The organism is Acidovorax sp. M2(2025), assembly GCF_049330835.1.
Classification (GTDB): domain Bacteria; phylum Pseudomonadota; class Gammaproteobacteria; order Burkholderiales; family Burkholderiaceae_C; genus Acidovorax.
The window spans coordinates 796212-819654 of sequence record NZ_CP186262.1; the positions used below are offsets into that span (position 1 = coordinate 796212).

Genomic DNA, 23443 nt, shown 5'->3' on the forward strand with positions numbered 1-23443 from the left:
CCGGTCAAGGGACCGGCGTGTCGCCCTCTGCCTGCGCCTTTTCCGCTTCAGTCAGCCGGGTGGCCAGGATCTTGTCGATGGTCTTGCCGTCCATGTCCACCACCTCCAGCTTCCAGCCTTCCCACTGCACGGTGTCGGTCACCTTGGGCAATCGGCCCGTCAGCAGCATGATCATGCCGCTCAGGGTGTGGTAGCGGCCGCGCTCCTCTTCGGGCACGGAGTCCAGTTCCAGCCGGTCTTTCAGTTCGGGCACGGGGATGTGGCCGTCCAGCAGCCAGCTGCCGTCCTCGCGCTGCAAGGCCCAGGAGGTCTCGGGGTCGCGGGGCTGGAATTCCCCGGTGATCGCCTCGATCAGGTCCTGCAGCGTCACGATGCCCTGCACCTCGCCGTACTCGTCGATGACAAAGGCCATGTGCACATCCGACAGGCGGAAGTTGTCCAGCAGTTCCATGCCGGTGATGGTCTCGGGCACGTACAGCGCCGCCTGCAGCGGCTGGTCCGCCAGCTTGCGGGACTCGTCGAGGAGGGCGCGCGAAAGCCATTGGCGCGCGTTGACCACCCCCAGGATGTTGTCCATGCCGCCGCGCACCACGGGAAAGCGCGCATGGTCGGATTCTTCAATGCAGCGCAGGTTTTCTTCAAACGGGGCGTCCACGTCCAGGCACACCACGTCGCCGCGCGGCACCATCAGCGAGCCGATCTGCCGGTCGTCCAGGCGGAACACGTTGCGCACCATGGTGTGCTCGTGCGACTCGATCACGCCGGCGGTGGTGCCTTCCACCAGCATGGCGTGGATCTCTTCCTCTGTCACGGGGCTGCCGCTGGTTTCCTTGACCCCCAGCAGACGCAGCAGCGTGCGCGTGGAAGTGGACAGCAGCAGCACAAACGGCTTGGTGGCCACCGCCAGAAAGTTGATGGGCCGCGCCACCAGGCGTGCAAAGGTTTCCGGGTAGGACTGGCCGATGCGCTTGGGCACCAGCTCTCCCACCACGATGGAGAAATAGGTGATCAGCACCACCACCAGTGCCGTGGCCGCGTAGCCGCCATACGGCTGCGGCACGCCCAGGCGCTCCAGCAGGCCGGCCAGCGGCGCGGCCAGCGCGGCTTCGCCGACGATACCGTTGAGCACGCCGATCGAGGTGATGCCGATCTGGATCGTGGACAGGAAGCGGGTGGGGTCTTCGCCGAGCTTGACGGCCGCGGCGGCGCTGCTGTCGCCCTCATCAATCAGCTTTTGCAGCCGCGCCTTGCGTGCCGTGACCAGGGCAATCTCGGACATGGCGAACAGGCCGTTGAGCAGGATGAGGGCGAACAGTATTGCGATTTCCATACAAAGGGCACCGAACGTGCCCTTGCGTGTTGAGAAGCCGCTGATTGTAGGGAACTGGGGGCGGGAGCCCGGCGCGCCGGGACCAATGGGGTGGTGGCCCGGTCAGCCGCCTTCGGTGGGCAGCCCCTGCGCATCGCACCCCGGCAAGCCGCCGCGCAGCCAGTACACCGACGTGAAGCCGCGCGATGCCGCAACCTTGGCGGCCTTGTATGCAGGACGTCCAGCACTTCCAGCACTTGGCCCCGTTGCAGGCAAAGATCACGGGCCTGGCCTTGTCGAGCGGGCCAGGCTTGTCCAGCGACTGGAAGTCATCCTCGCGGATGCGTTTGCCTTGTATTCCATTTCGGTGCGGGTATCCACCAGCACCGCGCCGCGCGCCAGCAGGCCGTCCGCTTCCTTGGCGCTCATGCGGCACAGGCGGGCTGGAGGGTGGTGAACAGCGCTTTGCCGCGCGCCAGCTCCGCGGGGTCGGCAGCGGTGGCGTGATGCCTTTGTATGCCGGGGCGGACATGCAGGCCGTGGAGCGCTTCATAGCGCAGGCCACGGGCGCGGCCGAGTAGCGCCGCCCGGCGCCCCGCGCGGTGCCTGGGCATTGCGCGCGAGGTGGGCGCCGCCGGCGGGCAGGCGGCTCAAGCCGCTCAAGCCGCCGTGCGCGACGGCACCAGGGCCGCGCCGGGGCGACGCCCCTGCACGCCCTGGAAGGCAAAGTCCACCTCCGGCACCCGGCCGCTCACGATGTCGGCCAGGGCCTGGCCCGAGCCGCAAGCGTGCGTCCAGCCCAGCGTGCCGTGGCCGGTGTTGAGGAACAGGTTGCCCAGGCGCGTGGCGCCGATCAGCGGCACGTTGCTGGGCGTGGCGGGGCGCAGGCCCGTCCAGAACTGGGCCTGCGCGGTGTCGCCCGCGCCGGGGAAGAGCTGCTCCACGCGGCGCACGATGGCCTCGCAGCGCACGGGGTTCAGGTGGCGGTCGTAGCCGTTCAGCTCCGCCGTGCCGGCAATGCGCAGGCGGTCACCGCCGCGTTCGCTTGTGTAGCGCGAGAACACGAGCTTGAACTCATCGTCCGTCAGGCTCACCTGGTGCGCCAAGCGCGCGTCCTTGACGGGCATGGTCACCGAATAGCCCTTGGCCGGGTAGATGGGCAATTCAATGCCCAGTGGCTGGGCCAGCAGCGGGCTGAACGAGCCCAGCGCCAGCACGAAGGCATCGCCGCGCACGCGCTCGAAGCGGCCTTCGGCATTGGTCACTTCCACATGGTCGATGCGGCCGGCCACCTCGCGCAGCGCGGTGATGTGGTGGCCCAGGCGGAATTGCACGCCTGCCGCCTCGCACAACCTGGCCAGTTCGCGGGTGAACTGGTTGGCGTCGCCGGATTCGTCCTCGGCCGTGTAGGTGGCGCCGGCCAGCTGCGGGCGGATGTGGGCGAGGGCCGGCTCAATGCGCACGGCCTCGTCGGCGCTGATGACCTGGCGCTCGCAGCCCAGCGCACGCATCTGCTCCGCGGGGGCGAGCGCGCCCTCGAATTCCTGGGCGTTGGTATAGAAGTGCAGGATGCCCTGCGTGCGCTGGTCGTATTGGAGGCCCGTGGCCGCGCGCAGCTGCTGCAGCACGCTGCGGCTGTAGGTGCCCAGGTTGACGATCTGCTCGATGTTGTGGCGCGTGCGCGCGGGCGTGCAGTTGCGCAGGAAGGACAGGCCCCACAGCCACTGCCGCATGTCCGCGCGCAGGCGGAACAGCAGCGGTGCATCTTCCTTGCCCAGCCACTGCAGCACCTTCAGCGGCGCGCTGGGGTTGGCCCAGGGCTCGGCATGACTCACCGAGATCTGTCCCCCGTTGGCAAAGCTGGTCTCGGCGCCGGGTGTGGCCTGGCGGTCGATGACGGTCACCTCGTGGCCGCGCTGTGCAAGGAAATACGCCGAAGTCACGCCGAGCAAGCCGGCACCCAAAACGATCACGCGCATGATTTTCAAAGCCTTTCTGGGCTCTGGCGCTTGATGGATGTGCGCAGACAGCTATAAATTTAATAGCATGCAGCTGGCGCGCTTCCGCCAAGCTGCCGCTCCCCCTGTCCTTGGTACCTGAGAGATTCACCGCGCACCCACCCGGGCTGCGGCTTGCTCCTTCGGTGCGCTACGCAGCCCCGTGGTGTCCGGGGCGGTGGCGTCTCTCCAGACGGCTTTTGAAAAAAGATGCAGTACGGAACCTGAGCGTGCATGGGAGTTTGCGCCTTCGGTGACGCGGGCGGTGCCGCGTGCTCTCCTGCGGGGCTGATTCTAGGAAGCACTGCGGCGCCCACCGGCATCTTGCCGTGCTAATGGCCGGCAATCGTTGCTGATGCGAGCAGGGCCGGGTGGCCATAATCCGTCGCACTGCTGTTTCCCTCCACCCAACCAACGGCCTGCGCCCCGCACGCCAGGATGCCTTCCATGCCCGACACCGCTTTTGATGCCTTTGCCGCCGCTGCCGTCCTGACCATGGCGCGCCAGGGGCGCATGCCCCGGCCGCTGGACTTGCCCGCGGGGCTGCGGCCGCGGGACGCCGCGCAGGCCTATGCGGTGCAGGACGCGGTGGTGCGCGAGCGCGCGGAGGTGGCCGGCTGGAAGGTTGGGGCCGCAAGCCCGCAGGCCCAGCCCGCGCGTGCGGCCCTCACCCGCGATTCCGTGTGGGTGGCTGCCGGAGAGCCGCCGACCGTCCGGCTCGCGGCCGCGGATTTTGCGGTGGTTGGCGTGGAGGCCGAACTGGTCTATGAGCTGGGCGCCGACCTGCCTCCCCGAAGCACACCGTACGGCCCCGAAGAGGTGCTGGCTGCCGTGGTTTCGGTGCGCGCCGCTATCGAGGTGTGCGACACCCGCTTTGCCGCCTGGGCGCGACAAGGCGAGTGGAGCCGGCTGGCCGACCAGGCCTGCCATGGCGCCCTGGTGGTGGGCTCCGGCTCCGCCGACGTGGCGGCGGTGCGGCCCCTGCAGCAGCCGGTCTGCCTGTGGGTGAATGGCGAAGCGGCGGTGCGGCACGCTGCAGGCGGCAACCCTGCGGGCGACCCCTTGCGCCTGCTGGCATGGCTGGCCAGCGGCGGCGCCGCCAGCCTGGGTGGATTGCGCGCAGGCCAGTGGGTGACTACCGGCTCCTGCACGGGGACGGTGCTGGTCGCACCCGGCACCGAGGTGGTCGCAGACTTTCCGGGGCTCGGGTCCGCCGTGCTGCGCGTGGACTGAGGCGTTCACGCGCCGGCCACCCGCCGTGCGTCAGTGGCGGTACGGGTTGTCGGGGCGGCGGTCGTAGCGGTTGGGCACGCCGTCGCGGTCGTGGTCGCGGGGCCGCTCGTAGCGATTCGGGATGCCGTCACCGTCGCGGTCCCGGTCATACCGGTTGGGAATGCCGTCGCCATCGCGGTCCCACCCGCCGGGGCGCATCTCCCAGCGGCCGCCGTGCTCCACCCAGCGAGGCTCGCGGTAGTAGTAGCCCGGGCGGGCCTTCACCCAGTAGCCCTGCAGCCACACATAGCGGTGTCCGCGCCATTCCCAGTGGCCGGGCACCCACACCATGCCACGGCGGGCATGGGGCATGACTTCGTGGCGGGGCGGCGGCGGCGGGCCGTACTGGACAACGACGGGCGCGGCCGGGCGGTATTGCGGGGGCGGACCCGACTGGATCACGACAGTGGCGCTGGTCTGTGCCTGCGCCACGGTGGCGGTGCCCAGGGCGGACAGCAGGGCGACGGAAACAGCGGCGAGTGCATTGCGGTGCATGGTGGTCTCCTTGGCGCCTGTTCAACGTTCTCACGCGGGTTCTGGAGGACATGTCCGAGGCGTCTGACAAGTGATTCCTTGCGGAACCGGAGCCTTCATGGTGCGTGCGGGTTGTCAAGCCGGTGTAGGCGTTTGGCGAAGACTTGTGACGTAGTGTTTCCCGACCGTGCGAAAGGCCGCAATTCCGTGATGTTTTTCACGCTGCCGCCGCCCGCCGGGTCAGCGCCACCAGACGAGGGCGGCCACCGTGAGCAGCGCCACCCAGGCGGGGTGCCGGCCGTCCGTTGCAAAGAACACCAGCAGCCCGCTGGCGAGCGTGGCGGCGCCCGCCACATCGGCCACCCAGGCGTCCAGGTCGGGGTCCGCAGGCACGGTGCCCAGGCGCCACAGCAGCGCGCTCAAGGCCCAGCCCAGCACGGTGGCCAAGTGCCAGGTGCCCCACAGGATGCGCACCTGCCGTTCGCGCAGCACCGGCTGCCCCGCGGTGGGCACCACGCCGCGCGTGCGCAGCGGGCGGAAGACCCGCAGTTCCCCGACCACCGAGTGGGCCGCACCCACCACCGCGAGGCCCACCGCCGCCAGGACCAGTGCGGTGTTCATGCCGGCGAATGCGGCCCGCTGCCGTGGATCTGGGGGTGGTGCGTGTGCACGCGCGCGCCCAGCAGGGTGAGCAGGTGCATGAGGCCCATCCACATGCGTTCGAAAACGGGCATCTCGCGCGGCACCTGCACCAGATGTTCCCCCAGCACGCGCTGGTGCGCTGGCGGGGTGAGGGGCACGGGGGCCTTGGTGCCGAAGTCGAACACCGGCCGGGTGAACGGCTCCACCTGCCAGGCCTGCATCTCTGCCAGCACGGGGGCAATGTCGCGCGCATAGGTGGGCACGGCCAGGTCCGGGCGGGCCAGCCCCAGGGCCTGGTAAGCCTGCAGCACCTGCGCATCGCGCTGCGGATCGCCCGCCGGCCGCAGCAGGGCCGACCAGGCGCTGGCCACGTGGTGCCGGAACGGCGCGGACAGCTCGCGGGTACAGCCGAAGTCCAGTACCCCCACCGCGCCGTCCGGCGTGAACACGAAGTTGCCGGGGTGCGGATCGGCATGCACCCTGCCGAGCACGAAGGTGCAGTGCAGGAACCAGTCCCACAGGCGCTGCCCCGCCTGGTCGCGCAGCGCCTGGCGGGGCCGCGTGGCCAGCCAGGCCTGCAGCGGCTGGCCGGGCAGGAACTGCTGCGTGAGCACCTGCGCCCGGGTGTGCGACAGCACGGGCCGCGCGATCACCACACCGGGCTGTGCCGCGTGCTGCGCAAACCACTGCAGCTGCGCCGCCTCCTGCAGGTAGTCCACCTCGCGCAGCAAGGTGGCCTCGATCTCGTCCATCACCGCCTGCACAACGGGTGCTTCCGGCAGGGGCAGGTCGGTGTGGGCCAGGGTGCGCAGCACGCCGCGCACCAGCTGCATGTCGCTGGCGATGGTGCTGGCGATGCCGGGGTACTGCACCTTCACGGCCACCGTGCCGTGGCCCGCCAGCTGGGCGCGGTGCACCTGGCCCAGGCTGGCGGCGGCAAACGCGGTGGGCTCGAAGTGATCGAACAGCGCCTCCGGCTCCTGGCCGAACGCCTGGCGGAACACGCGGCCCACCAGCGCGCGGTTCAGCGGCAGGGCCTGGCAGTGCGCGCGGGCCAGCTCGCGCCGCACGCCCTCGGGCAGCAGCTGCGGGTGCATGCTGAGCAGCTGCGACACCTTCAGCGCCGAGCCGCGCAACTGCCCCAGCGCGCCAAACAGGATGCGGCCCACGGCGGCTTCATGCTCGGCCTGGGCCGCGGGTGTGCGGCGGCGGGTGCGGTGCCCCACCTCGGCCATGCCGATGCGTGCGGCGGCCAGCCCGGTGATGGCGCTGCGGGCCAGTTTGCTGGTGCGCGGGGCGCGGTCGCTAACCATGCTGTGCCAGGCGCTGCGCCGTGTCGCGGGCGATGACGCGGTGGAAGGGCGTGACCACCGCCATGTAGGCGTGGCCCAGCAGGTTGTGGATGTGCACCACGGTGCTCAGCACCACGGTGGGCGCGGCGCCCGGGGCTGCGGCGCGCTTGCAGATGGAGACCTGCACGTCCAGGTGCCGGTCGTCCTGGCCCATCACCACTTCCGTGTCGCTCAGGTGCCGGATGCGGAAGATGCCCACGCGGTCGCCCACCCGGTAGCTGCGCGCGTCGTTCAGCGCGCGGCCGCTGGCGGGCGGGTGGCCGTCGTGCAGCTGGCCCAGGTCCTTCAGACCGACGAGCCGCACGGCCTGGTTGCGCACGGCCATGAGCGCGCGTGTCCACGCCGGGGTGCGCGCGGCCACGTCCAGCCACGCCTGCAGCGACGGGCGCTCCGGGTGCCGGTCGGCCACCTCATAGGCATCGAAAAAGTGGGCGCCGGGCAGCGTGGCGTGGATGGCGGTGCCGGGCGGCACCTGCGTGGCGCGCACGGTGGGTACAGCCTGGGGGGGCGAGGTGGCGGTCATGGGGTGCCCTTCCTCTTTTTGCTGGCGGAGGCTGCTGAAGGCCGTGCTGCACGGGGTTTGCGGGCGGGCGCGGGCGGCGCGTCCTCCCCGGCCTGCTCCCGCCGCGGTGCGCTGCCCACCGTCTGCCGGGCCAGCTGCAGCAGCCCTAGCAGCCCGCTGCGGTGCTGGGCCATGCGGGCCATCTGGCTGCGCAACACAAAGCCGCCCAGCTGCAGCACCCGGTTGACCAGGCCGCTGCGCAGCGTCTGCACCAGCACGCCCAGCGAGAGGTCCACCAGCTGCGCGGTGTCGGCAAACTCGTCGGAGGTGTCGCCCAGCCAGTACGTGACCACACCGGCGAGGTAGTCGGTGTACAGGCTGCCCGCCACGCCCTTGAAGTCGCAGGGCTCGATCTCGCCGCTGGCCTCGGCGGCCTCCAGAAAGCTGGCCACCGCTTCGCGCAAGCGCTGGCGCGCGGCCAGCGGCTCGGCCAGCATGGACAGGGGCGAGCGCTGGGCCAGCGTGCGCACCTGCGCCACGAATTCCCGGTCGGCCAGCAGGTGCTCGAGCACCGCGTCCGTCAGGCGCTGCAGCTTTTCCTGCAGCTGGTAGCCAGCGAAGCCCGGGGTCTGCAACGCGGCGTCCAGCGCCTGCTGCACCGCGTCGTCCAGGTAGCCCACCACGATGCGGTCCTTGGTGGGAAAGTACTTGTAGATCGTGGCGTCGCCAATGCCGGCGGCGCGTGCGATGTCCTTCATCGTCGTGCCGTCAAAGCCCTGGCGGGTCATCAGGTCCACCGCGCTGGCCAGGATCTGGCGGCGCGTGGCCTCTTGCTGCTGGCGGGTGGTTTTCATTTCATAAAAATGAAGTTTTAAGTTGATTAAAGAATAGTTATTTTTGTTTAAAGCGTCAAGCGCGTTGTTCTGCGGCCGGCAGGGACGCGCACGGCCGTCCCTGCCGAGGGCCGGCGTCAGAGGTTGGTGCAAGGGGGAAGCCGCCGCGGGGCCGGCAAGGGAAAGGGGCCGCTGCCCCGGCGCGCTGTTGCAGCGCCCCGGGGCGGCCTCGCGGTCAGTGTTCTTCGGTGACGCTCAGGCCGCGGCGGAGGCGGTCGAGCCAATTGTTCAACCTGTTCACCACGCTGTGGCGCAGGCCGAAGAGGCCTTCCATGCGCGCAAAGCGGACCAGGTGGCGCAGCTGGGCGTTGATCTTGGATTGGCCCGTCACCTGGGGCTGGACATAGAACACATGGCCCGCGAAGCCGGCCACGTCGTGCAGGATGGCGTCGTCCACGACCAGCACCAGCACGCCAGGCCAATGCGCGCAGCCATAGAAGGCGATGCGCAGCTGGTTCATGGTGCGGTCGATGAGGCCCGCATCCAGGGCGGACGCATCAATGGCTGCGATCAGGGTCCCTTCCGTGCACAGCTCGCGCGCGGCGCGATGCACGCGTTCCACGTCCAGCATGGGCTGGTCGCGAAAGAAGTGATCGATCCAGGAGCGCATGGACACCGGCGTGGGCGCTGCAGCCAGTGCCGTCCCATCGGCCGTCTGGGGCTCCCGCTGCGCGGTGGGCAGGTCAATGACCAGGGTCTGCGGCGATGCGACCGTGGAGGCCAGCATCCGGTGGGCGATGGCCGTGCATGCAGGGCCATGATTCGTCCACGCCGACGTGGAAGCAATGAACACATGCATCATGCGCCTTCCTTCTGAGCGCTGCCCCGCGAATGGAAGGGCGTTGTCTGCAGGATCGCCCGGTAGTAGGCGAGCACCCCGCCTTCCAGGAAAACGAGGTCCTTGCGCGAGCGGTACAGGTAGAGGGCCGAGAGCAGGGTGCCCAGCCGCAGCGCCAGGGAGGGCTTGGTGAAATAGTCTTCCAGCGACTGGTAGAACATGCCTTTGGACGGGCGCAGCGTGAGGTGCCGGCGCAGCAACGGGTTCTTGATGAGCAGAGCGTCCACCGCCGACATCTTGTGGAACACGATGTCCCGGCAAATGTCGTCCACCATCGAATACGGCACCTGGTCAAACATCACGAGCTTTTCGAAGTCCGCGACGAACTGGCGCAGGGGGCCCTGCTGGACGGGTACCTTGGCGCGCTGGAGGATCCGGATGATGGCTTCGAACCGCGAGGCCGAATCAACCACCGCCTGGGACGGCAGCTGGAACTGCTCGCGGTCAGCGGAGTACTTGGAAACGAAGCGCTGCATGGCGCGCAGCGCGGACTCCTGGCTCACCTTGAGCGCGGGTTTGCGCCGGAGGGGGAGCACGGCCGTCCAGGCCCTGCGCAAGGTCGGTGCTCCCTTCAACTGCTCGACAAGCACACCGCTTTTGGCGCTGTTGAGCAGGGCCCGGGTCATGAGGGTCTGGGTCAGGGCAAAGGGATTGACCTTGCGGGGCACTCCGGCCGCGACGGCACGGTACGCCTGCTCGAGGTCCTCGAACTCGTTCCAATGGAGCAGATGCGTCTGCGGGACAAGGTTCCACACGGAGCGCTTGCACAGGTACATGCTGCCGGTGGGGTACGCAGCTTCGCTGTACTTGAGCGAATTGGCGGTATAGAAGCCGCTTTGATCGGACAGCGGAAACACCGAGGGGGAGAGGACCGAGGGGGCTTCGACATTGTTGTCGCGCATCAGCCCGGCCACGGGCATGGTCTTCAGGCTGAACGTCACGCCTGTGTCGGAGTAGCGCGACGGCACGCAGTTGTGATAGTCGTCGAACCACAAGCTCTGCATGGTGGTGAGGGGAAAGAAGTCCCCAAACCGCTTCACGGCCTCGTGGAAGTTCCTGGGGAGAAATACCCGGTCGTGAATGATGCAAAGATTTGGATGCCGCGCCTCCTGGGCCAGGCGGTTCTTCTTTTCACCAATGCGCAGCGGCGGCGCGGGAATGTCTTCTCCCACGATGCGGACCTTGTCGAAGTATTTGAAATTGGCGCCGGGGCGCCCGCACAGCAGGATCTCGGCCGTGGGCACGTCCAGTTCCAGGATCCGCTCCACCGTCTTGTTCAGCGGCGTGGCGTCCTCGGGCCCCACGGGAATGCCGAAGGTCCAGGCATCCAGGCCCGCATCCTGCTCGGCGGGCAGCAGGGCCGTCTTGGTGAACCAGCGGATGCCGTCGTCGGTCGCTGCCTCGCTCTGCAGTGCCCCCGCGAAGTAGTCCCGTGCAAGAAACGGGGTGTCCACGAAATCCGCCGCCATGCCGATGCGCCCACCCACCGGCAGGGCGTGCGCAGCGTCCCAGAGGATGAGCGGTGCCAGCGGCGAGTCGCCCTCGACGCCGTAGAAGAGCAGACAGTCTGCCTGGAACTGCAAGAACCGCGAAGTGGCATTCACGTGCCGGATCCGCAGGTCGGGCTTGCCCGACTCCAGGTTGCGGAAAGTGACGAGTGCCGCCGTCTGGGCGAGTGCCTTGCATACGGCGCGGGGCACCGCCGCGCTGTGGGCGGGCCTGAAAGAAGCCACCTTGGACATGTGGCGCAATTGAATGATGGGCATGGGGTGAAGGTGCTGGATGGGGCCGGGACGGCCCGCGCAACTGCGGCGCTCGCCGGGAGCGCGTGCGTGATGGCGCGGGCCTTTCCCGGCAATTGCCGCAAGCATGGTTGGTGGCTAGACGGACAACCGGCTGGGCGCCGGGCCGCCCTGCGGGGCGCGGGCCACGGCAAAGCCCCGGATGGGTTTGTAGAAGTTGTCGTTGATCTGGGTGGTCGATATCACGGCCGCGCGAAACCGGCGGTACAGCTCTGCGTCCGGCTTGTGGGCTGCGGGGCTGGCCAGGAAGTCCGACAAGGAGCCCTGGTGCGTCAAGCCTGCGAATCCGTAAAAGGCCTTGCCCATCACATGGGTTGCCACGCCCTGGTGGATGGCGGACAGCCCCACGGTCGAGTTGATGACCACGGCGCCGGCGGCGTGGTCCAGCAAGGTGGGCAGGTGCTGGTCGTGCAGCACGTAGACCCGGTCCGCCAGCCCCAGGCCGGCGGCCTGCTTGCGGATCCAGCGGCCATACTCACGGTACGCCCGGTCTAGCGGGTGGTGCTTGAAGGCCAGCACGTGGTCCTGAGGGGCATGCTGGGCGAACGCCTCCAGGGTCTGCACTATGAATTCGCGCACGTCAGCATAGCCGCTATGGACCGTTACCTGGGCGTCGTTGTGGACCTGCAGCGGCACCAGGACAAACTTGCCGCTGAATGGGCCGACCAGCAGTTCTTGCAGCCCTCGTTCCCGGGACAGGAAGTACAGCTTGCGTGCGTATCCGCGCAGCCAGCGGCCGGCCTCTGCGGGCACGTTGAGGCTGCGGTGGTGCCGGTAGAAGGGGGTCAAAGGCCATAGCAGCGCTGCCATCAGCCAGTAGGTGCAGGCCTGCACGGCCATGGCCCGGAACGTCCCCGGGCGGGCGGGCAGAAGGCCCGGCTCCCCGTCCCCGAGGGGCCAGTCCGCGTACGCGGTGGCCACGGTGGGCAGCGCGCTGTGGCCGTTCACGCCGCCGCGTTCGCAGGTGATGAAGGCCGGCCGGAAGTAGCCCTCTTCAAACACCCAGACCGCCACCCCCAGCGCCTTCGCCAGTTCGATGGCCACGCGGTGGATCGGGCGGCAGTCCCCGAAAAGCCATACATCGGTGATCCCGTGGGCCTCCAGCAGCGAGCGCAGCGCGCCTTGCAGCTTGTCCGCACGGCGGGTGAACAGGCGCCCCGTGGGAAAGAACGCGACATCCCCGCCATTGAAATTGAGCTTGCGAACCGTGGCGCCTTGCGCACGCAGCCACTTTGCGGCCCTCCAGAAGAAGGGTCCCACCGGACCCTGGAGAAGCACGACCCGGCGCCCGTGCCAGTTTTCCTGGAACAGCGGGTGCTTCATGCCGCGGACCTCCGCCGGAGAAGCCAGCCCCGCAGGCGACCCACCTGCAGGCCGGCGCGGCCCATCGCAGCCGCAGGCCGCATCTGCAGCCGTGCGAGGTAGTCCATGGCCGTGAACACATCCATGGCCAGGCCGGTGTCGGGATGCACGTAGGTGGGGTAGAGACCCAATGCGCCGTAGACCAGCTCGCTCAGCTCGAGCTGGCGCGAGCGCCGGGGGCAGGGCTGCAAGTCTTCGGTCAGGCCCCATCCCGCGTAAAACGGCTGGGCATGGCAGACCACCGGCTTCCCGGCGACCAAGGCTTCAAAGCCGGACAGGGAGTTCAGCACGTGCACTTCGTCAAACCATGGGAGTGCGTCCTGCAGGCTGACGCCTTCCATCACGGCGTCGGCCCACTGACCGGCGTCGTCGTCGGCGCCCTGGCGCAGCCCTGCAATGACATCGGGATGGCGCTTGTAGGCGATGAACGCCGCAGGGTGCCTGGCGCGCACCTGCGCCAGAAGGTCCCGGTTGGTCCGTACGGGCGTGCGAATCCCCAGCAGCGCCGCGTCGTCGGCAACTTGCCCGATCACCAGGACCTTGCGGCCGGGGTGGGCTTGGCAGCGGTCCAGGCTGCTCCACGCCTTGCCTGCGGGCAGGTTGTACTTGCTGAGCTTGTGCAGGCGCAGCGCGCGGATGAGACGCAGGCCCATGGCCCGCTGTGCGTCGCTGAAGGGCCGCGTTTCCAGCAGCGCTTCCAGGTCGGTCGGGCTGTGGCCCCAGTGGTGCAGGCCCTGCGTGTCAAAGGTCCAGGAAATGGGGGGTGCAAATGCAGCACCCAGGCCCACTGACCGCAGAAAGCCGTCTTCCACGCGCACAACGGTCGGGCTGCGGGCATGGAACCGCGCCGGCAGAACCCCAGCGCCCCACACGAAAACGCGTGCGCCGTCCGGCAACTGCCTCGACCAGGCCCGGATGGGGGTCACGCGCGCGCGGGTAAACGCTTCCAGACGCTTGCGCTTGAGGGGGCTGAAGCCGAAGCAGAAGTCCATGGCCGCGGCTCAGTTGTTCATCGTGTTCACTGCCGCCGCCGGCGACACCAGCGAGCCCACCAGCAGCAGGAACTTCTGCAGTTCGGCCGCCTGTGCATTGGCCACGTACACGATGTCGCCGCTGCTCACCGGCGTGTTGCGCATCACGAACAGGGCCTCCGGGCGGCTCAGGTCCAGGCGGTAGACGGTGGCCTCGCCGTTGCTCTGGCGTGCCAGGAACACCTCGGTGGGCGCGGCCCGGCTGTCGACCAGACCTCCCGCGCGCGCCACCGCTTGGGCCAGCGTGATGCCGGTGGCCTCGTAGGGCACCTCGCCCTGCTTGTTGACGGCGCCCAAGGCCACGAAATGCTGGGGCTGGTGGTAGAGGGTCACGACGTCGCCGGCGGCCATCACGACGTTTTCCCGGTGCTCGCGAATCACACGCTGCAGAGGCAGCTCCACCGTGGTGCCGGCCCGCGACAGCGAGACACTGACCTTTTCAACAGGCGCTGAAGCCCCGCCGGCAGCGGCAATCACGTCCAGGAGCCGTTCGTGCTTTTGCGACAGCGGATGGCGTCGGGCCGCGCGCACTTCGCCCACGATCGTGACCTCCTGGGCCACGCCGTTGACCCGCACAAGGGCCTGCGGCAGGTTGGCCCGGCCCTTGAGCGCTTCGCCAATCTGTGCTTCGACCCGCTGGGGCGTCTTGCCCACGACCTGGAGGCGCCCCGCAAACGGGACGTTGATGGACCCGTCCGTTTGCACGATCTGATCCGGCAGTTGCAGGGACCGGGCGCCGCCGAGGTTGTCGGCGGCCCCGGCCAGCAGCATGGCCGGCGCCGCCTCCAGGAGCGTCACCTGCACCACCTCGCCCACGGCGATGGTGTCGCGGTAGGCGGCCGCAGCGCCGAGCTGGGTGAAGCTGGTCTTGCGCTGGTCGGCCAGGGACGCAAGCCGCTGCGACTCCGGCAGATCGAGACGAACCAGATTCACGCCCGGCACGGACGACTGCAGCTGATCAGCCGCCGGGCCCGAGCGGGGCAGAAAGGAGGCATCGGAGGCGCAGCCTGCTACGGCGGCGCCGACACACAGGGCGAAGGCAATGGATTTCATGGAAATGGAGTGGGCGTTCAGGGCGTGCCGGGGTACTTGTCATCCGCCGCGCCGGGCAGCTTCACCACGACATTGACCGCGTCGGTCAGCGCTTCAAAGTCGGTCGGCTCCAGCGGCTTCAGGGTCACGATGTCGCCGGCGCCGAACTCCCTTCCTGACATGCGGATGCGGCCGCTGACGACCACGGTGACTTCAGTGGCCAGCTTGTGGAAATGCTGGGCCTCCCTGTCGCCCGCCTTGTACGTTTTCACCGCCACTTCGACCGCGTGGGTCTGGACCACGCTGGGGGTGAAGCTGCCCACGAACCAGCCTTTGACCATCTGGGAGAGGTGATGGACTTTCACGCCGCGACCTGCTGCATGTGTGCGTCTTCGAAAGCCGCGATCTGCCGCTCGGACTTGAGGGGCAGGTAGTGGCGCGACTCGATGGGCAGCGCCCCCACCTTGCGACCCTTGAGCAGCAGCTCGTTGAGCAGCGGGGCCACGTAGTACCGGCCTTCGTGGTGCGCGTCCTTGCGGATGGCCGACTCGATGGCGTCAATGAAGTCGCCAACCCTGCGAAACCAGAAGAAGCCGGTGGTGGCGTTGCGGCTGATGGGCATGCACTGCGCAGCCTCGCTGACCAGACCGTCCTGCACCTTGACGTAGGAGTAGCGGGGATGGACGGAGGGGAAAACCAGGGTTGCTGCGTCGTACTGCTTTGCGCGGAAGCCGGCGACCAGGGCCCCCAGGGGCTCGTCGATGAACTCGTTGGCGCTTACGATAACCAGCTCGTCATTGGCGTCCAGCTCGGCTGCAGCCAAGAGGGCCGTGCAGGCTGCGCCCTTGGTGTTGCTGGGCACCTTGACCAACGCGGCTCCCGGGCTGATCAGGTCGGCAATGCTTGCGAGCCGGTACTTCTTGACGTCCTGCGCGAGAAACGCGAAACAGACCTTCCGGTCCGGGATCTCGTGGACCTTCTGGCAGAGCTTTTCCAGCAGGCATTCGCCGTCCATTTCACTCAGAAAGCCGGGGTATTCGCGCTGGTCTCGGCCCTTGTTGCTGGCGGCCAGGATGAGAACATGGGTGGTGTGCATGGGAACTCCTCCTGTGCCGTCACGCGGCGATCTGCGCCGTGCTCAGGACGTTGATCTCGTTGATGCGGGCCATGATGTTGGTGATGTTCGTGTCCGCCACGTCCTCGACAACGAGCACGTGGGCGCCGGAGGCCATGGCCGCCTTGATGCCGTTTTCGTTGTCCTCCACCACCAGGCATTCTTCGGGCTGCAGCGCGAAGCGCTCCATGGCCTTGAGGTAGATGTCCGGCGCCGGCTTGGACTTGGCAACATCCTGGTTGGACAGCATCAGGTGCAGATAGGGGGCGAGGGCGGCCTTCTCCATCATCAGTTCGACCGTTGCCCGGATGGAGTTGGAGCAGACGGCGAGCTTGAACCCATTGCGCTGCAGCTGCGACAGCGCTTGCTCCTGCAGGAACCGCGGACGGCAGAGCGTATGGACGATCTCCACCGTGTACTGCTGCTTCAGGTCGTTCAGGAATGGGTGCAACGCGCGCGGCAGGCCTTTTTCCACGCTCAGCATCTCCAGCTTCTTTTTCGTGGGCAGGCCATCGAAGGTCGTCTCGTGCTCGTGGCGAGAGATCTCCATGCCAAAGTGGGCGAGTGCCCGGTTCAGCGATTCATAGTGCCAATCCTTGGCCTCGATGAGTACGCCATCCATGTCGAACAAAACAGCCTTGATCATTGCGGTGGCCTTGCAAGTGGGTGATTCATGCTCATGCGTGCCTCAGGAGCGCACGGGCGGCTTCTGGCAGGTCGGTGCAAAGAAGCAGGTCGGGGTGTTCGCGCAGGGGGCGCAACGCGCGCCAGAGATCCTCGGCGTCGGATCGGCCGTGCAGTTCGGGTGAGACGACGCACACGCGCAAACCCTGCCCGAGAAGCGACTCGATCAAGCTGGCCGAATACCAGGTGGACTGGAACGCATCGAGCCAGATGCCCTGGATCTGGCCGGCAAAGGCTTGTGGGAAGGCCTCGTATTCACTCATGCGCGCGAAGCAGGGGTTTCCGGCGCGAAGGTGCTGGACCATGTCCGGTACGGACATGTCGAACACGAACCAGGGGTGGTCGCACTCTCGCATGTGGCGCGCCAGCGGAACGGCGAGGCCATCGGATTTGATGTTGAGGGCCTGGGTGAGCCGGCCCCCCGTGTGCTGCGCAAGATCGGCCAGATAGCTATCGAGGCCCATCGCCGGCTCCGCCGGCATGTCATGGCTGATGACCAGCCGGCCCTGGAGGTCGCGCACGTCCGTTTCCGTGCCAAAACCCAGTGCAAAGCTGCGTGCGAATGCCGTCTGCGTGTTCTTTTCGCCAGCCGTTTTCCAATAGCCGCGGTGCGAAAGGATCTCCATCAGGCGGCCTCCTGTTCAAGAAATGGCGCCAGCGCCTTGTCGGAGACGGGGAGGCTCAGGAACAGTTCAAGGTCCGCGGGGATGCCAAGGCCGTACATGCCGTCCGCTTCGCGGCCGATGGAGAAGCTGCCGATCTCTGCGCCCTTGCGGATCAGGCGGTTGTAGACGGGGGCGACGTAGAACTCTCCGTTCACACGCTCGTTTGCGGCGATCATGTCCCTGGCGCCGGCAACGAAGTCAGCGCCGCGGGCGAAGTTGTAGATCCCTACCGTGGCCATGTCCGATATGACCTCTTTCTCCACCACGCGGGTCACGCGGCCGTCCGGGGTGAGCCCTACAAACGACCATTTGGGGTCGTCGGCCTGCATGGTCATGATCAGGCCATCCTGGAAGCCATCGGCGCGGCGGAGGTAGTCGTCGATGGAGGCGTCCACCCACTGGTCACTGTTGACGATCATCAGCGGATCACTGGAGTCGAACCACTGCGCGCCCGCCAGCACGGTGCAGGCCGCGCCCTCCGTGAGCCCATTGACGCGCACGATGGCGGTGTTGCTGCCTGCCCAGGCCGCCAGCTGCTGCGCCAGCCCGTATTCCAGGTCATGCGCTTCCTGCACGACGAAGATGAACCGGTGCTCGCGCTGGGGTCGGACGTTTTCGATGACCAGCCGGATCATGGGAACGCCGCGCACGGGGATCAGCGGTTTGGGCGTCTGGAAGCCGGCCTTCGCAAAACGGCTACCTGCTCCCGCCATGGGGACAACGATATTCAGCACGGAAGAGAATCCTTTCTGGTCATTCAAGAACTACTGGAGGCGTTCGGTCAGCGGCTTTCAGGCGCGAAATTGCCGACCGCCCGTGGTGGGGTGCCTGCCGGTCATCGGCGGGCGGCCAACGGGGGTGCGGTCGGCGCTGTTTTTTGGGGCAGCAGGTGCTTGCGCGCAAGCACCAGGCGGGAGATCGGCCCCCGCAGTTCAAAGAGGGGCCTGCGCCAGCCGGCCGCCGGGGTTTGGGCGGCGGCCCAGCCGGCCCGCAGGCGGCGCCAATCCCCTTCGCTCAGGCAATCGATGCGCTGAAACAGCGAGGTGAAGCTGTGCCGGTGCTTGACCAGTTCAAGCCCCAGGGTTTCCGGGTCGCAGACGATGCACTCGGTGGCCAGGAACCGGATGTACTGCTGCACCAGCTGGGGGTCGCGTTGGGCCAGCCGGCTGGGCACGGAATAGCCCAGCGACTTCGCGTAATGGACACAAACCCACTGCTCCTGGCTCAGGCGCGCTCGAAAGCGCCGCGCCACGGCGGTGCCCTCGGCGGGCATCGGGGCGTGCTCAAAGTGGGTGGCGCTGCGCAGGTCCATCATCGGCGCCTGCCAGTACCGGCGCGTCCTCTCGGTTCTACCGAAGGAGATCCAGTCCGAGACGTGGAACAGGTAGCCGTTGATGCCGAAGGGGTGGCGCGTGTACCGGCTCGCAAACAGGAGCCGGTGGTTATCGCCTTCTGCGGCCCATCGGGCCATCACGCGGCAGGGGTCGACTCGGGCGTCGCTGCGAACCTTCAGAGCCAGGGCGCGGCTTGCCACCGCCAGGCCGGCCTGGGTCGTCACCAGCATGCGGTTGAGGTTGTTCTCGCCGGCCGTGGGGCTTTTTACGGTGGGGGGTAATGGGCCCGGGTCGGGGCTGAGCACCACATCGTCCGCCAGCCCCTGCCGTTGCAGCCGGTGTGCGAAAGGGGCGCCGTGCTCGTAGGTGGACACGATCAGCTGGGCCTGGGGCGCCAGCGAACGATAGGTGCGCAGCGCCTGGGCCGAGAGGTCGCTGAGTTCTCCCTGGACAACGATGGACAGTTGCCGGGCGTGGATGGCCTTTTTCGTCATCATGGGGCGCAGTAGGCGTCGACGGCTGCCTGGACGCTGGGCATGACGATCAACCGGCCGTTCTGGAGAAGGGCCGCATGCGTGCAATGCTGGCGGATGTAATCCACATCGTGCGACACCAGCACGAACCCGCGGTCCTTGCGCTTGTCGTGCAGTTCTACATGGCATTTGTCGCGAAACCGTTGGTCTCCCACGGACACGATCTCGTCGATCAGCAGGTAATCGAAGTCCACCGCAAGGGAAAGCCCAAACGCCAGGCGCGCGCGCATGCCGTTGGAATAGTTCATCACCGGCTCGTGGATCTCGCGGCCCAGCTCCGCGAAGTCCTGTACGCGTGCCAGGGCATCGTCTTCGTCAACGCCATAGATGCGGGCGACGAAAGCGATGTTGTCCGCACCGGTCAGGCCCCCCTGGAAACCCCCGCCGAAAGCCAGGGGCCAGGAAATGGAGCAGCGTGCACGCACAAAGCCTTCCGTAGGGTCTTCAGCCCCGCCAATCAGCCGCACGAGCGTGGACTTGCCCGACCCGTTGCGGCCCAGGATGGCCCAGCGTTGGCCGGCTTCCAGTTGAAGGTTGGCGTCCCTGACCACCCATTTCCATCCGTGGCGCGTGGGGTAGCCCTTGCCCAGGTTCGACAGCGCAATCATGCCGGTGCCTCCACCATGCGCCCGTTCTTGCGCACCAGGGCCAGCCCGGTCGCCACCAGAAGCAGCGACGTGACCAGCAGGTACATCGGGTTGCCATGGGTCACCACGGCATCGCCAAACCAGGCGCCCCTGAGCATCTCCACACCGTGGACCATGGGAAGGGTGAGCACCGCGTCGCGTGCCATATCGGGCAACCAGTCGACCATGAACGCGGGGCCCGACACCGGAAACAGCAGATAGGCCAGCATGTGCCACATCCGCTCAAGGCTCTCGCTGCGAACGCTGAGGGCGCCCACGGTGAGCGCGAACCCGACCGCGAAGAGGATGAGCAGGTACCACGCCACCACCACGCCCAACGGATCGCTCGGGGCCCGCATCTGGCCCAGGCAGACGAGCACGATGGCCAGCGCCAGACAGCCGCCCGTCGCGGCGATCACCTCCATGAAAATACGCGCCGCGTAAATATCCAGGGGCCTGACAACCCGGTGGTACAGCAGGGCCCAATTGGTTTGCAGGGCATTGGTGCACCGCTGGGTGGGGTACCGCCACAGCAGCACCGTCGCGTAGCCTGTGAGGGCAAAGCCTGCCACGGACATGCCCGGGTTGGTGGGCGCTTTGATGACGCTCCACAGTGCAACGATGGCCAGCGAGAACAGCAGCGGCTCCAGCAGCACCCAGAGAAAGCCGATGTTGTGCCGTCCGTAGCGGGTGATCATTTCGCGGCCGACTATCGCCCAGAAGACGCGCGCGCGGCGGTGAAAGGCCTCAAGCGTTTCCACGGCGGTGCTCCTGCGAACCCAGGCCCAGAAGCGATGCCACGCCCCAGAGCAGCAAAGAGATCAAGACCACCGCCAGGATGCCGCGCGCACGGCGGGGCTCAAACGGGCCGTCCGCCTGCAGGGGGCTGGAGATTTCTTCGAGGTACAGATGCCGGCGCTCGTTTTCGATGCGCGCGCGGATCACGGCGTCCTCGGCAGCGGCAACGGCCCGCGCAGACACTTCGCGCTCCATCGCCAGCGCGGTGTAACGCTCGGCTCCGGCGGCGCGGGACGTTTTGGCGCCCACGACCTGGCCCGAACTGCTGGCCACCGATGCTCGCAGGCTGGTGATCTCGGCCTGGAGCGCCCGGACCATGGGGCTGAGCGGCGCCACGGACTGGGCTTGCTGGAGCCTGGCCTCGGCCGCGGCCACCTTCGCCCGCATTTCCTGCCCGGCTTGCAGCTCCAGGGTGGCCTGGCGCTCCGGGTCCATCACGCCTTCGTTCTTGCGGAACTTGTAGATGGCTTCTTCCGCCTTGGCCTGGCGCTGCCGCGCCAGGGTGAGTTCAGCGCCTGCAATCCCCAGGGTGTCTTTGCGGATCTGCTCGTTGAGGGTCTTGATCCGTTCACGCGCCATCACCAGCATGGCTTCGTTCATTTTCTGGGCCACCTCGGGCGAGAAGGCCTTGACCCGCAACGACGCCACCCCCGATTGCGCATCGACGCTGACGGTGGCCATTTTGGGCAGGTATTCGTAGAACTGTTCCAGCGTGGCGTCTTCAAACCAGGCCGGAAAAGCCTGCAGGGCATCGCCTCGGCGGTAGTGCTCCCGCAGCCCGAGCCGGCGGTCGAGTTCCGAGATGCTTTCGCGTGCCAGAAGGTAGTCGCGGACCACCATCGCGTTTTCCGACCCGACCGAAGGTGCGATGCCTCGGAGCAAGCCGCCCAGGCCGGGCGTGGAAGGCTGCTCGGACGAGCGCACGACAAAACGCGACTCGGACAGGAAGACGTCCCGGGCCACGGCCCCGAAATAGACCACGCTGGCGAGCACTGGTGCGACCACCAGCCACCAGAAGGGTTTGGGGAGACCCCGTGCAAGAGTTTTTATGGGCAGATTCATGAATGCGTGGGAACGAGGGGGCCGGGGCCCTGCGCAGCGGACTTTCTGGACCGGAACCGCGACCGCCAGGGCCGGGTGAGCGCGCGGGCCGGTGAGTACGAAGGGGGCAGACTCATGGCGCGTCCGTTCGCCCCGTGGGGGCGAAGGCCGGCAGGGAGGGCACTGTGCTGGGCCCTTGCTGGGGGGCCGCCAGTTCCGGCCAGATCGAGGCCCAGTCGTGCGGGCGCAGGTCCTTGCGCGTGACCTTTCCTTCCGTGGCGTGCTCGATCGCAACGCAGTTCACCGGCGAGGGAATGCGGTCCGCATAGTGGTGCTGCCATTGGCGGATCTGCGCATCGCTCTTGATGGGCGAGCCGAAATCCGCCATGCGCCTGCGCAGCTCGCCGACGCTGAGCGCGCCGTCCAGTTGTAGGTACTCGTCGAGGGTCATTCCGAAATTGGTAGCAATAGCTACTCAATGTACGTTTAAACAGTAGCAAATGCAACTGTAGCGTGTGCTACTGTTTGGGTATGGACGAAACCGTGCTTCAGCTCCACCGACGCCACAGGCTTGAGTTGGCCGCCACGCACCTCACCGGGGGCAACGTGACGGCGCTGGGCCGCTTGCTGGGTTATCGCGACGGAGCTTTCGTGCGGCAGATGCTGTCCGGCAACCGCGCGGTGTCCGACAAGACGGTGCGTGCTATCGAGGCGTTGCGCGGCATGCAGGGCTGGTTCGCCGGTCCGGCCTCTGCCGCGCCGGTGCCCGCCGAGGTGGCGGAGCCGGTGGCGCGCTACGAGGTGCCCGCCACCGGCCGGGCCGGCGCGGCGGTGACGGTGCCGTTGGTGGCGGTGTCCTTGCGTGCGGGGGTGCCGGGGTATGCCATCCGGGAGCCCGAAGGGGCGGACGAGGTGCCGCGCGCCTTGTTCTCCGCCGACTGGCTGCGCCAGCGGAACTACGCTGCCGAAAGCCTTCTGGGCCTGAAGATGCCCGACGACAGCATGGAGCCGTCGCTGCACGAGACGGACGTGCTGACGGTGAACGCCCGCCAGGTGGAGCCTGTGGACGGGATGGTCTTTGCCGTCAATTACGAAGGCGTGTGCCTGGTCCGCCGCGTGGTGCGCGACCACGGTGCCTGGTGGCTGGTGGCGGACAACCACCTGCGCTTTCCGCGCAAGCGCCTGGTGGCGCCCGATGCGCTGCTGATCGGCCGCGTGGTGCATGTCGACAGCGAAGTGACCTGAGCGGCGCCTGCGCCGGTTTCAGGCGCGCGGTATCGCCCCTTCGCCGCCACAACTGTAGCCTCCGCCGCAACCCGCAGGTTTGGGGGCTCGCGGGCAGTGCTACCGGCGCATCTGCGCAAACGCTTCAAACTCCCAGCTGCGCATGGCCAGTAGCAGCGTGTAGCCCTCGCGCTCGCGGTCGGGCAGCTTCTGGTCGGCCAGGTGCTGCTGCGCAAAGTCCTGCGCCACGCGCTGCATACGCTCCATGAAGGCGGGCGCCAGGCCGCGGCTGATGTTGCCGTGCACCAGCAGCACGCCCTCGCCAGGGCCGTCGAAGCCGCCCGCGAAGTAGTCCAGCAGGGCGTGGTCGCGGAAGTAGTTCATCACCGGCCCGTGCGGGCGCCAGCGGAAGGTTTTGGCCAGCTTGAGCCGGTAGCGGTTGAGCGGGCGCAGCTCGATGATGCCAATGCGGTCCAGCTGGGCCAGGTACTTGATGCCTTCCGCCTCGGTCAGCCGGTAGTAGCCGGTCACCTGCTCCAGCGTCCATTGGCTGAGCACGCAGATGGCCATGAGCAGCAGTTTCTTGTCCGCCACCACGGCTTTTTCCTGCTCGTGCGTCAGTTCCTTGAGCAGCGGCTGGCTGTCGGCCACGCGGCGGGCCAGGTCGGCAAAGTCCAGCGCCAGCGCGCGGCAGATGGCGTCGATGCGCGACAGCGGCATGTCACCCTTGGCCAGCATGCGCTTGACGCTGGATTCGGCCATGCCCAGCGCCTGAGCCAGATCGGCGTAGGTCATCTGGGCTGTTTTCAGTTCTTTTTTCAGGGCGGCAACAAGGTCGGCGGTGGTGCTCATGGGTATCGATTATGGATACCTCTGGTGTCTGTGGTAGCTCTGTATGCGACTTTTTGGCCCCGGCAG

Annotated in this window: 26 protein-coding genes and 2 riboswitches; of the genes, 2 read left to right on the top strand and 24 right to left on the bottom strand. The window is 67.6% G+C overall.

What is annotated here, in order from left to right; all coding sequences use genetic code 11:
- Positions 1–4: 4 nt before the first annotated feature.
- From ACOYR3_RS03710 to ACOYR3_RS03720, 3 genes are all read right to left on the bottom strand, one after another.
- On the bottom strand, positions 5–1330 hold the full coding sequence (locus ACOYR3_RS03710; protein WP_422845145.1) for a hemolysin family protein: 1326 nt from the start codon (positions 1328–1330) through the stop codon (positions 5–7).
- A gap of 258 nt (positions 1331–1588) precedes the next feature.
- Positions 1589–1738, bottom strand: coding sequence for a hypothetical protein (locus tag ACOYR3_RS03715; protein ID WP_422845146.1), 150 nt, complete (start codon positions 1736–1738; stop codon positions 1589–1591).
- A 230-nt stretch (positions 1739–1968) separates the two neighbouring features.
- Positions 1969–3288, bottom strand: coding sequence for a D-amino acid dehydrogenase (locus ACOYR3_RS03720; RefSeq protein WP_422845147.1), 1320 nt, complete (start codon positions 3286–3288; stop codon positions 1969–1971).
- Between the two features lie 94 nt (positions 3289–3382).
- Positions 3383–3509, bottom strand: a riboswitch (glycine riboswitch).
- Positions 3510–3599, bottom strand: a riboswitch (glycine riboswitch).
- Positions 3600–3753: 154 nt separating this feature from the next.
- Here ACOYR3_RS03720 and ACOYR3_RS03725 point away from each other — a divergent pair.
- Entirely contained in the window at positions 3754–4539 is a 786-nt protein-coding gene (locus ACOYR3_RS03725) for a 2-keto-4-pentenoate hydratase (RefSeq protein ID WP_422845148.1), read from the top strand.
- A 30-nt stretch (positions 4540–4569) separates the two neighbouring features.
- Here ACOYR3_RS03725 and ACOYR3_RS03730 read toward each other — a convergent pair whose 3' ends face one another.
- The 20 genes from ACOYR3_RS03730 to ACOYR3_RS03825 all read right to left on the bottom strand — a co-directional run bounded on the left by ACOYR3_RS03730 (position 4570) and on the right by ACOYR3_RS03825 (position 21752).
- A complete protein-coding gene (locus ACOYR3_RS03730; protein WP_422845149.1) occupies positions 4570–5073 on the bottom strand; it encodes a hypothetical protein in 504 nt (167 codons plus the stop codon).
- Positions 5074–5292: 219 nt separating this feature from the next.
- Positions 5293–5673, bottom strand: a complete 381-nt coding sequence (locus ACOYR3_RS03735) for a hypothetical protein (protein ID WP_422845150.1) — start codon at positions 5671–5673, stop codon at positions 5293–5295.
- Positions 5670–7007: an ABC1 kinase family protein gene (locus ACOYR3_RS03740; protein ID WP_422845151.1), complete on the bottom strand. Its 1338-nt coding sequence runs from the start codon at positions 7005–7007 to the stop codon at positions 5670–5672. Before ACOYR3_RS03740 ends, ACOYR3_RS03735 begins: the two co-directional genes overlap by 4 nt.
- Positions 7000–7569 (bottom strand): DUF2867 domain-containing protein, encoded by a 570-nt coding sequence (locus ACOYR3_RS03745; RefSeq protein WP_422845152.1) that lies wholly within the window; start codon positions 7567–7569, stop codon positions 7000–7002. The genes ACOYR3_RS03740 and ACOYR3_RS03745 overlap by 8 nt, the downstream gene beginning before the upstream one ends.
- Entirely contained in the window at positions 7566–8402 is an 837-nt protein-coding gene (locus tag ACOYR3_RS03750) for a TetR/AcrR family transcriptional regulator (protein ID WP_422845153.1), read from the bottom strand. The genes ACOYR3_RS03745 and ACOYR3_RS03750 overlap by 4 nt, the downstream gene beginning before the upstream one ends.
- A 214-nt stretch (positions 8403–8616) precedes the next feature.
- Complete coding sequence (locus ACOYR3_RS03755) at positions 8617–9243, bottom strand: hypothetical protein (RefSeq protein ID WP_422845154.1); 627 nt, start codon at positions 9241–9243, stop codon at positions 8617–8619.
- Entirely contained in the window at positions 9240–11045 is a 1806-nt protein-coding gene (locus tag ACOYR3_RS03760; RefSeq protein ID WP_422845155.1) for a hypothetical protein, read from the bottom strand. The genes ACOYR3_RS03755 and ACOYR3_RS03760 overlap by 4 nt, the downstream gene beginning before the upstream one ends.
- A gap of 114 nt (positions 11046–11159) precedes the next feature.
- Complete coding sequence (locus ACOYR3_RS03765) at positions 11160–12404, bottom strand: capsule biosynthesis protein (protein ID WP_422845156.1); 1245 nt, start codon at positions 12402–12404, stop codon at positions 11160–11162.
- Positions 12401–13435, bottom strand: coding sequence for a beta-3-deoxy-D-manno-oct-2-ulosonic acid transferase (locus ACOYR3_RS03770; protein WP_422845157.1), 1035 nt, complete (start codon positions 13433–13435; stop codon positions 12401–12403). Before ACOYR3_RS03770 ends, ACOYR3_RS03765 begins: the two co-directional genes overlap by 4 nt.
- 9 nt (positions 13436–13444) lie before the next feature.
- The gene (locus ACOYR3_RS03775; protein ID WP_422845158.1) at positions 13445–14527 is read right to left on the bottom strand and encodes a polysaccharide biosynthesis/export family protein; all 1083 of its coding nucleotides are present in this window, start codon (positions 14525–14527) and stop codon (positions 13445–13447) included.
- A gap of 17 nt (positions 14528–14544) precedes the next feature.
- Positions 14545–14871 carry a hypothetical protein gene (locus ACOYR3_RS03780; protein ID WP_422845159.1) on the bottom strand — a complete coding sequence of 109 codons (327 nt, stop codon included), beginning with the start codon at positions 14869–14871 and terminating at the stop codon, positions 14545–14547.
- A complete protein-coding gene (locus ACOYR3_RS03785; RefSeq protein ID WP_422845160.1) occupies positions 14868–15602 on the bottom strand; it encodes a hypothetical protein in 735 nt (244 codons plus the stop codon). Before ACOYR3_RS03785 ends, ACOYR3_RS03780 begins: the two co-directional genes overlap by 4 nt.
- A 19-nt stretch (positions 15603–15621) precedes the next feature.
- Positions 15622–16266, bottom strand: a complete 645-nt coding sequence (locus ACOYR3_RS03790) for an HAD family hydrolase (RefSeq protein WP_422845161.1) — start codon at positions 16264–16266, stop codon at positions 15622–15624.
- Positions 16267–16297: 31 nt separating this feature from the next.
- Entirely contained in the window at positions 16298–16930 is a 633-nt protein-coding gene (locus ACOYR3_RS03795) for a hypothetical protein (protein WP_422845162.1), read from the bottom strand.
- On the bottom strand, positions 16930–17703 hold the full coding sequence (locus ACOYR3_RS03800) for a glycosyltransferase family 2 protein (RefSeq protein ID WP_422845163.1): 774 nt from the start codon (positions 17701–17703) through the stop codon (positions 16930–16932). Before ACOYR3_RS03800 ends, ACOYR3_RS03795 begins: the two co-directional genes overlap by 1 nt.
- Positions 17704–17804: 101 nt before the next feature.
- Positions 17805–18800 carry a WavE lipopolysaccharide synthesis family protein gene (locus ACOYR3_RS03805; RefSeq protein ID WP_422845164.1) on the bottom strand — a complete coding sequence of 332 codons (996 nt, stop codon included), beginning with the start codon at positions 18798–18800 and terminating at the stop codon, positions 17805–17807.
- Positions 18797–19444: an ABC transporter ATP-binding protein gene (locus ACOYR3_RS03810; protein ID WP_422845165.1), complete on the bottom strand. Its 648-nt coding sequence runs from the start codon at positions 19442–19444 to the stop codon at positions 18797–18799. Before ACOYR3_RS03810 ends, ACOYR3_RS03805 begins: the two co-directional genes overlap by 4 nt.
- Positions 19441–20223 (bottom strand): ABC transporter permease, encoded by a 783-nt coding sequence (locus ACOYR3_RS03815; RefSeq protein WP_422845166.1) that lies wholly within the window; start codon positions 20221–20223, stop codon positions 19441–19443. Before ACOYR3_RS03815 ends, ACOYR3_RS03810 begins: the two co-directional genes overlap by 4 nt.
- Positions 20210–21322, bottom strand: coding sequence for a hypothetical protein (locus tag ACOYR3_RS03820; RefSeq protein ID WP_422845167.1), 1113 nt, complete (start codon positions 21320–21322; stop codon positions 20210–20212). The genes ACOYR3_RS03815 and ACOYR3_RS03820 overlap by 14 nt, the downstream gene beginning before the upstream one ends.
- A 112-nt stretch (positions 21323–21434) precedes the next feature.
- Positions 21435–21752: a transcriptional regulator gene (locus ACOYR3_RS03825; RefSeq protein WP_422845168.1), complete on the bottom strand. Its 318-nt coding sequence runs from the start codon at positions 21750–21752 to the stop codon at positions 21435–21437.
- Positions 21753–21877: 125 nt separating this feature from the next.
- Here ACOYR3_RS03825 and ACOYR3_RS03830 point away from each other — a divergent pair, with 125 nt between their 5' ends.
- Entirely contained in the window at positions 21878–22546 is a 669-nt protein-coding gene (locus ACOYR3_RS03830) for a S24 family peptidase (RefSeq protein WP_422845169.1), read from the top strand.
- Between the two features lie 99 nt (positions 22547–22645).
- On the opposite strand, the gene ACOYR3_RS03835 is transcribed toward ACOYR3_RS03830, so the two are convergent.
- A complete protein-coding gene (locus tag ACOYR3_RS03835; protein WP_422845170.1) occupies positions 22646–23377 on the bottom strand; it encodes a helix-turn-helix domain-containing protein in 732 nt (243 codons plus the stop codon).
- Between the last annotated feature and the right edge of the window lie 66 nt (positions 23378–23443).

Bases quoted from the DNA above. Each gene is read 5' to 3' on its own strand.
- ACOYR3_RS03710 (WP_422845145.1), bottom strand. From the start codon at position 1,330: ATGGAAATCGCAATACTGTTCGCCCTCATCCTGCTCAACGGCCTGTTC.
- ACOYR3_RS03715 (WP_422845146.1), bottom strand. From the start codon at position 1,738: ATGAGCGCCAAGGAAGCGGACGGCCTGCTGGCGCGCGGCGCGGTGCTG.
- ACOYR3_RS03720 (WP_422845147.1), bottom strand. From the start codon at position 3,288: ATGCGCGTGATCGTTTTGGGTGCCGGCTTGCTCGGCGTGACTTCGGCG.
- ACOYR3_RS03725 (WP_422845148.1), top strand. From the start codon at position 3,754: ATGCCCGACACCGCTTTTGATGCCTTTGCCGCCGCTGCCGTCCTGACC.
- ACOYR3_RS03730 (WP_422845149.1), bottom strand. From the start codon at position 5,073: ATGCACCGCAATGCACTCGCCGCTGTTTCCGTCGCCCTGCTGTCCGCC.
- ACOYR3_RS03735 (WP_422845150.1), bottom strand. From the start codon at position 5,673: ATGAACACCGCACTGGTCCTGGCGGCGGTGGGCCTCGCGGTGGTGGGT.
- ACOYR3_RS03740 (WP_422845151.1), bottom strand. From the start codon at position 7,007: ATGGTTAGCGACCGCGCCCCGCGCACCAGCAAACTGGCCCGCAGCGCC.
- ACOYR3_RS03745 (WP_422845152.1), bottom strand. From the start codon at position 7,569: ATGACCGCCACCTCGCCCCCCCAGGCTGTACCCACCGTGCGCGCCACG.
- ACOYR3_RS03750 (WP_422845153.1), bottom strand. From the start codon at position 8,402: ATGAAAACCACCCGCCAGCAGCAAGAGGCCACGCGCCGCCAGATCCTG.
- ACOYR3_RS03755 (WP_422845154.1), bottom strand. From the start codon at position 9,243: ATGATGCATGTGTTCATTGCTTCCACGTCGGCGTGGACGAATCATGGC.
- ACOYR3_RS03760 (WP_422845155.1), bottom strand. From the start codon at position 11,045: ATGCCCATCATTCAATTGCGCCACATGTCCAAGGTGGCTTCTTTCAGG.
- ACOYR3_RS03765 (WP_422845156.1), bottom strand. From the start codon at position 12,404: ATGAAGCACCCGCTGTTCCAGGAAAACTGGCACGGGCGCCGGGTCGTG.
- ACOYR3_RS03770 (WP_422845157.1), bottom strand. From the start codon at position 13,435: ATGGACTTCTGCTTCGGCTTCAGCCCCCTCAAGCGCAAGCGTCTGGAA.
- ACOYR3_RS03775 (WP_422845158.1), bottom strand. From the start codon at position 14,527: ATGAAATCCATTGCCTTCGCCCTGTGTGTCGGCGCCGCCGTAGCAGGC.
- ACOYR3_RS03785 (WP_422845160.1), bottom strand. From the start codon at position 15,602: ATGCACACCACCCATGTTCTCATCCTGGCCGCCAGCAACAAGGGCCGA.
- ACOYR3_RS03790 (WP_422845161.1), bottom strand. From the start codon at position 16,266: ATGATCAAGGCTGTTTTGTTCGACATGGATGGCGTACTCATCGAGGCC.
- ACOYR3_RS03795 (WP_422845162.1), bottom strand. From the start codon at position 16,930: ATGGAGATCCTTTCGCACCGCGGCTATTGGAAAACGGCTGGCGAAAAG.
- ACOYR3_RS03805 (WP_422845164.1), bottom strand. From the start codon at position 18,800: ATGATGACGAAAAAGGCCATCCACGCCCGGCAACTGTCCATCGTTGTC.
- ACOYR3_RS03810 (WP_422845165.1), bottom strand. From the start codon at position 19,444: ATGATTGCGCTGTCGAACCTGGGCAAGGGCTACCCCACGCGCCACGGA.
- ACOYR3_RS03820 (WP_422845167.1), bottom strand. From the start codon at position 21,322: ATGAATCTGCCCATAAAAACTCTTGCACGGGGTCTCCCCAAACCCTTC.
- ACOYR3_RS03825 (WP_422845168.1), bottom strand. From the start codon at position 21,752: ATGACCCTCGACGAGTACCTACAACTGGACGGCGCGCTCAGCGTCGGC.
- ACOYR3_RS03835 (WP_422845170.1), bottom strand. From the start codon at position 23,377: ATGAGCACCACCGCCGACCTTGTTGCCGCCCTGAAAAAAGAACTGAAA.